Genomic DNA, 4,378 nt, shown 5'->3' on the forward strand with positions numbered 1-4,378 from the left:
GCATCAAGTTCTGCTTGGTTTATCTGCGTAATCGCTTCGCTAAATGCATGTTCAGACATCAAGCCGTCTGCATAATATGCTGCTGCTGTTGTGCGCATATCCGCATACTTTTTAGTGATGGCTTCTTGGCTGGTGTCGTGGGGCCGGATACTTGTGCTGCTTAACGAAAAGCCCGCCGTCACCGAAAGCGCCGATTCTGTGGCGGTGCCGAGGCTGGAGGGCCGGATAAAATTCGAGAATGTCAGCTACCGCTATCCCACCGGCGAGCGCGACGCGCTGAAAAATATCAGCCTTGAAATACGGCCGGGCGAGCAGGTGGCGTTTGTCGGGCCGTCGGGGTCCGGCAAGACGACGGTTATCAACCTTATGCTGCGGCTTTTCGATCCGTGCGCCGGGCGCATAATGTATGACGGGCTGGACTTGCGCGAGGCGAGGCTTAAGGATCTGCGCGCGCATATCGGGCTGGTGGGCCAGAACACGATTTTATTCGATGATACCGTTTACCAGAATCTTTCCATGGGCGCGCAGGCCGCCACGCACGGGGAAATAGAGCAGGCTGCGAAAATAGCGAATGCCGACAGGTTTATCATGGACCTGCCGCAGAAATACGAAACGATGCTGGGCGAGCGCGGGGTAAAACTGTCGGGCGGGCAGCGGCAGCGGCTGGCGATAGCGCGGGCGGTGCTGAAAAATCCGGCGGTGCTGTTGCTTGACGAAGCGACCAGCAATCTCGACACGACGAGCGAGAAGTACGTTCAGGCGGCGCTGGAACTGGTGCATAAGGACCGCACTGTGGTGATGGTGGCGCACCGCCTGTCAACAATCAAGCACGCGGACCGGATTTATGTGCTCAATAACGGCGAAATAGCCGAAACGGGCACCCATGCCGAACTGCTCGCGCAAAACGGGATTTACGCCAAGCTGTATGAAATTCAGGGCGCGGGAAGCTGAAAAAAATCCAAACCGCAACGGGTGCTATGAATACCGCAACAGAATATGACATCATGACCGAACTGAAAACGCTGATAGAGAAATACAGGACTTATGTGCCGGACGGCGACACCGCCGTTCTGGAGAAATCCTACAAATACGCCTGCGACCGCCACGCCGCCCAGAAACGCGCTTCGGGCGAGCCGTATTTCATCCACTGTGTGGCCGTGGCCGACACGCTGCTCGATTACAAACTCGATCTGCCGACGGTCTGCGCCGCGCTGCTGCACGACGTGATCGAGGACACCGGGGTTACCGACTCCGAGTTCGAGGCCGAGTTCGGCGCCGAAATCACGCGGCTGGTGCAGGGCGTGACTAAAATAGAGCGGCTGTCGTTCTCGTCAACCGACGAGGAAACCGCCGAAAACTGGCGCAAGATGCTGATGGCGACCGCGTCGGACATACGCGTTATTCTCATCAAGCTGGCCGACCGGCGGCACAACATGAGCACGCTCGAGCACATGCCGCGCGAAAAGCAGATCGAGAAAGCGACCGAAACGCTCAATCTGTACGCGCCGCTGGCCCAGCGGCTGGGCATGTTCGGGCTCAAGAGCGAACTGGAAGATCTGTCGTTTAAAATGCTGGAGCCGGAGCAGTACAACACCCTGTCGGCCGCGCTGGAAGGCGGGCGCGTCAAACGCCAGCAGGCGCTGGAGCGGTTCAAGGCCGATCTGGAAATGCGGCTGGGCGCGATGGCGATTGCGCACCGGGTGCTGGCGCGCGCGAAAAACATTTATTCGTTCTACCGTAAAATGAGAATGCAGAACCGCCCGTTCGAGGAGATACAGGATTCGCTGGGCGTGCGCATCCTCACCGACACCGTGGCAAACTGCTACGCGCTGCTGGGGTTCATCCATTCGGTGTACAAGCCGGTGGCCGGCTCTTTCACCGATTATATAGCGATTCCCAAGCTTAACCTTTACCAGAGCCTGCACACTACCGTGGTCAGCCCGACCGGCGATATCGTGGAAATCCAGATCCGCACCGAGGAGATGCACCGCACAAGCGAGTACGGAATCGCCGCGCACTGGCGGTACAAGCTGGGCGGCCGCAAGGATCCGCATTTCGACGAAAAACTCAACTGGCTGCGCCAGTGGCTTGAGTGGCTGCAGGATCTGACCAGTCCGCGCGAGTTTCTGGAAAGCCTGCGCACCGACATGGAGCTGCATCAGGTGTTCGTGTTCACTCCGCGCGGCGACGTGAAGGTGCTGCCGCACGGCGCCACGCCGCTCGATTTCGCCTACGCCGTGCACAGCGATGTGGGCAACACCTGTTTCGGCGCCAAGGTCAACGGCAAGATGGTGGGGCTGGATTACCAGCTCAGGAACGGCGAGTTCTGCGAAATACTCACCCGTAAAAACAGCGTGCCCAAGCCCGGCTGGATCAAAATAGTGCATACCGCCGCCGCGCGCTCGAAAATACGCCACTACCTGCGCGAGCACGGCCTTGAGGAGGGGATATAATGTCCGAACCCGATTTTTCTGATGATTTTTACGAATCGGAGTACGCGCCCAAACCGGGCCGGCGTTCCGCGCCGGCCGAACCGCCTGCCCGGGAACCGGATGACGAGGCGCGCCGGCTCAGGGCCGCGGTGAGCGCGGCGGGCCCGGCGGTAATAGAGTGCTGGCGCTGTCATAAGAAAATTCACGATATTGACCGGTACTGCCGGCACTGCGGAAAAGGGCAGGGCGTTTGTGTCCCCTGGACCTACAAGCCGTGGGGCATTATCCTTATAACCTTGTGCATCGGCCCGTTTTCATTGTGGTATGTATGGCGGTCGCCCGTGTTGAAACGGGGTGCGAAAATCGGGTTTACCGTAGTGCTGGCCGGTCTTACGATATATGTGGCGGTCGCCTGCTATAAATTTTACATGATGGCTATTTCCATGCTGACCGGAAGCGGCACTCTGTCGGCCATGCAGGCGATACTGGGGTCCTGAGCGGGTCTGTCGGGCCGGTGTTTTTCGCGCGCTCGGCGCGCGGGCGGTCAAAGGCGGGGTGTGGGGCATGGGTCCGCCGGTACTTGCGCCGGACCGCTGCCCGTAATAAAATTCCGGCAAGATACCGTGCCCGGGGCATGTCACGAAGTTACTTGCGGTGCGGGGCGTGCGGGATATTATGAACATAACAAAGCGTTTGCGGAATCTGGCGGCTGCGGCCGCGTTTTTAATTGCCGGCGGGGCGGTATGTCCGGCGGCTGAGTTTTGCGGCAAGCCGCTGCTCGATCATTTTTATAAAGCCGCCGCCGCGCGTGAAACTCCGGCGGCGGAGCTGAAAGCGATTTCCGACGGCAACCTGCGCGCGCTGCAGGAGCGGCTGGCTCCGCTGTCGGCGGAAGAGAAGAGCCTTGTCCGTAAAATCGCCGCCAATCCGCCCTATAAGGTTCACCGGCTGAAATTCCAGTATCTGCCGACAGTGCTGGAGCTCGGCAAACTGCTGTCGCGCGCGGAGGCCGAAGAGCTGGAACTGGTCGCCAAGCCGCTTCACACTCCGGCCAGGGAAGACCGGCTGTTCGGCGCGTACAACTGCGTTTTTGTGGCGGTCGGGTCGCCGCTGGGGCGCGACGCTTACGGCGACGTCGTTGTTTATCTCAAAGACGGCGTTGACTATGGCGGCTGGGCGACGCCGTGGAGCGGTTATTATTTTCTCGGCCGGAACAAATTCAAACTGCTGCTTGACAAGCCGGCGGCTTTTACCAGAGGCGTTTATCAGGAGCAGGGCTGGCCGCGCGCTTATGCGCTGATGGCCGTGTCCGCGCTGCGTGCCATGCCTGAGCAGAACCGCCGCAACGTGCTGTACCGGCTGCTGGGCGAGAGCCGCAGCGGATTGTGGGAAATGTTTGACAGCGAGCGGCTCGGCTATCTGGAGGCGAAATACGACAGGCATGTTTCGCTGGAGCAGGTGCGCATGATTTATGTGCCGGACGGGCAGTACGCCGAAGTGCTGCGCTGGCCGCAGGCGCAGCGGTGGAGAGCCATTATCGCGCCGGCCGGCGCGATGCCACAATAAAACCTTTGTTTCCGCTTCCGTTAGTGCTGTTCGCCCGCCCGGCTCATGCCGGGCGGGCGAACAGCAGTAACAAGCTAAAATTCCGGCTGTCGGTTCCCGTTCCGGCCGGGTTGAAACCGCCGTATTGTTTTTTTAAGGATAATTAAAAGACCGGTTCTCAGTTCAGGTTGTTTTGAAACTGCACGGGCTCAAGCGCCTTTGCCGGAGGCGGCTCCGGCGCCTGCGGCATATCCAGATCGGTATCCGGGTCGAGCTCATTGGCGGTTGGCTCGCTGGAGATCGAAATTTGCGGTTCGGCTGGCGACATCAAAGTCCGGGGTTCGGTTTCTTCCGGCTGGTCAAACCCGGTTTTGAGTTTTTTAACGGATCCGCCGCTGTCG

The 4,378-nt window shown here is 59.5% G+C and carries 5 protein-coding genes; 4 read left to right on the top strand and 1 reads right to left on the bottom strand.

Features of this window, described 5'->3' with window-relative positions; all coding sequences use genetic code 11:
* Window positions 1–117 precede the first annotated feature (117 nt).
* The 4 genes from PHW69_09860 (at window position 118) to PHW69_09875 (ending at window position 3,998) form a co-directional block, all read left to right on the top strand.
* A complete protein-coding gene (locus PHW69_09860; protein ID MDD4005487.1) occupies window positions 118–951 on the top strand; it encodes an ATP-binding cassette domain-containing protein in 834 nt (277 codons plus the stop codon).
* A 26-nt stretch (window positions 952–977) separates the two neighbouring features.
* A complete protein-coding gene (locus tag PHW69_09865) occupies window positions 978–2,453 on the top strand; it encodes a RelA/SpoT family protein (GenBank protein MDD4005488.1) in 1,476 nt (491 codons plus the stop codon).
* Window positions 2,453–2,929, top strand: coding sequence for a hypothetical protein (locus PHW69_09870; protein ID MDD4005489.1), 477 nt, complete (start codon window positions 2,453–2,455; stop codon window positions 2,927–2,929). The genes PHW69_09865 and PHW69_09870 overlap by 1 nt, the downstream gene beginning before the upstream one ends.
* Window positions 2,930–3,107: 178 nt before the next feature.
* Entirely contained in the window at window positions 3,108–3,998 is an 891-nt protein-coding gene (locus PHW69_09875) for a hypothetical protein (GenBank protein MDD4005490.1), read from the top strand.
* 157 nt (window positions 3,999–4,155) lie between these two features.
* Here PHW69_09875 and PHW69_09880 read toward each other — a convergent pair.
* Window positions 4,156–4,378, bottom strand: a 223-nt coding sequence (locus PHW69_09880; GenBank protein ID MDD4005491.1) for a hypothetical protein, incomplete at its 5' end; no start/stop codon positions are given.

This window comes from Elusimicrobiaceae bacterium, assembly GCA_028700325.1.
Taxonomy (GTDB): Bacteria; Elusimicrobiota; Elusimicrobia; order Elusimicrobiales; family Elusimicrobiaceae; genus JAQVSV01.

Excerpts from the sequence above, each read along its gene's own strand:
- PHW69_09860 (MDD4005487.1), top strand. The coding sequence starts at position 118 with ATGGCTTCTTGGCTGGTGTCGTGGGGCCGGATACTTGTGCTGCTTAAC.
- PHW69_09865 (MDD4005488.1), top strand. The coding sequence starts at position 978 with ATGAATACCGCAACAGAATATGACATCATGACCGAACTGAAAACGCTG.
- PHW69_09870 (MDD4005489.1), top strand. The coding sequence starts at position 2,453 with ATGTCCGAACCCGATTTTTCTGATGATTTTTACGAATCGGAGTACGCG.
- PHW69_09875 (MDD4005490.1), top strand. The coding sequence starts at position 3,108 with ATGAACATAACAAAGCGTTTGCGGAATCTGGCGGCTGCGGCCGCGTTT.